Here is a 1437-nt window from a genome sequence, read left to right as displayed (position 1 = left end):
CCGCGAACGGCTGAAAATTCTCGGCCATGCCCGTATCGAGGATGCCCTGGCGCATCCGGAACTGACCGAGCATGTGACGGACCTCACAATGCGGTCAAGCGTGGAACGGCTGGTCTTCATCGATGTGGTCTCATTCGACTGGAACTGTCCGAAATACATTACGCCGCGCTACTCGGCAGAAGAGATCGAGGAGCTTGCCGGTCCGTTGAGGAACCGTATTGCCGAACTGGAAACCGAACTTCATTCGAGGAAATCGTGATGGTATTCTGCCGCCAGTGGAAATAGCACGAGCAGGTTGTCCGATAAAAGGAGGGACCGATGACCGAGTTTTCACGCAGACGGTTTTTACAACTTTCCGCAGCAACCGGTGGCGCCCTGATGTTCAGCGACCTGATCGGACAAGTGATGGGACTCACGGGGAGGGCGAGTCTCGCCGCCACGGGTGAACCGATCAAGATCGGCATTCTCGATCCATTGTCGAGCCCCTACAAAACGTCGTCGATTCATGATGTCCATGGCGCCAACGTGGCCGTGGATCTATTCAACAAGAGGGGTGGTGTACTGGGCCGGCCGGTCGTCATCCTCGAAGCGGATGATGCATCGAATCCGGAGACTGCCGTGAAGGTGGCGACGAAGTTCATCAAAGAGGACCGGGTCGATGTGCTGATGGGGACCTTCAACGGGGACTGCGCGCTTGCCGTCAGTGCCCTGGCACAGAAGGAAAATACGCTGTTCATGGTGACGGGTGCGCATCTCCCCGAGCTGACGGGAACAGCCTGTAACCGGCAGACCTTCGTATTCATGCCCAATGCAAGGATGATGGCGCAGGCTGTCGCACCACACATTGCGAAAGCCTACGGGACTCGCTGGTACATGCTCACGGCTACCACCGTTGATGGCAAGGCGGCGGCGCAGGCAATGCTGGAGGCAGGCAAGTCCCTCGCGGTCGATTTCGTCGGAGAGACCGTCACGCCATTCGGCTCAACCGACTTTGTAGCGGCTTTTGCTGAGGCGAAGGCCAAGAACCCCACGGCGATCATTTTGAATCTCTATGGATGGGATCTCGTGCATGCGTTGAAGGCCTACACGAAGCTGGAGTTGGCCAAAGAGAAGATCGGCGTGGGTGGCATGATCGCGGGTGAACAGATCGGTCGCCCGTTGGGTTATGCCAATAATGCCGGTATCTGGGGTCTGATCTGGGATCCCAAGATCGACAGGGATAGCTCGAGACGGTTCATCCAGGGCGTGATCGACAAATACAACCATACACCGACGTCACGTTGTTATCTTGGGTATGCGGCGATGACTCAGGTTCTGGAAGCGATTCAACGGGCCGGGACGACCGAGACTGTCGGCCTCATCAAGACCCTGGAAGGACATGAGTTCGATGGATTGAAGGTGGGTCCATCGTCCTTCCGCGCGTGGGACCATCAACAT

2 protein-coding genes are annotated in these 1437 nt (G+C 57.1%); both read left to right on the top strand.

The features are described from left to right. Window positions 1-259, top strand: a 259-nt coding sequence (locus Q7U76_06695; GenBank protein ID MDO8356061.1) for a pyridoxamine 5'-phosphate oxidase family protein, incomplete at its 5' end; no start/stop codon positions are given. A gap of 59 nt (window positions 260-318) precedes the next feature. Next, the coding region (locus tag Q7U76_06690; GenBank protein MDO8356060.1) for an ABC transporter substrate-binding protein at window positions 319-1437 on the top strand (1119 nt) is incomplete at its 3' end.

The organism is Nitrospirota bacterium (genome assembly GCA_030645475.1).
GTDB lineage: Bacteria > Nitrospirota > Nitrospiria > Nitrospirales > Nitrospiraceae > Palsa-1315.
This window is presented reverse-complemented; position numbering and strand designations above follow the sequence as displayed.